Origin of the sequence: Pseudomonas paracarnis (assembly GCF_904063055.1) — a bacterium.
GTDB lineage: Bacteria > Pseudomonadota > Gammaproteobacteria > Pseudomonadales > Pseudomonadaceae > Aquipseudomonas > Aquipseudomonas paracarnis.
This window is the reverse complement of sequence record NZ_CAJFCN010000059.1, coordinates 1-502: the sequence shown is the minus strand read 5'-3', so window position 1 is coordinate 502 and position 502 is coordinate 1. Positions and strand designations below refer to the sequence as shown.

Here is a 502-nt window from a genome sequence, read left to right as displayed (position 1 = left end):
AGTTGTTTATAATGCCAAGCCAAACACCGCCACCTTGCCAGTCGTTGATAAGTCCAAGCCGAACGTGGACTCCTTGTCAGTCGGTGATAAGCCCAAGCCCAACGTCGACACCCTGCCATTCGTTGATAATGCCAAGCCCAACGTCGGCACCCTGCCAGTCGTTGATAAGCCCAAGCCCAACGTCGGCACCCTGCCAGTCGTTGATAAGCCCAAGCCCAACGTCGACACCATGCCAGTCGTTGATAAGCCCAAGCCCAACGTCGACACCCTGCCAGTCGTTGATAAGCCCAAGCCCAACGTCGACACCCTGCCAGTCGTTGATAAGCCCAAGCCCAACGTCCACACCCTGTCAGTCGTTGATAACCCCCACCACAACGACGCCCCCCTCCCAGTCCTTGATAATCCCCAACACATCGTCACTACCATGCCACTCGTTGATACCACTCACCCACACGTAACCACCATGACACCCTATGATAAAACCAACCCAAACATAGCACCC

At 55.4% G+C, this 502-nt stretch carries 1 pseudogene; it reads left to right on the top strand.

Annotated features, from left to right (window positions below):
- Positions 1–502, top strand: a pseudogene (locus JMV15_RS28535) (M10 family metallopeptidase C-terminal domain-containing protein); the annotation flags it as partial.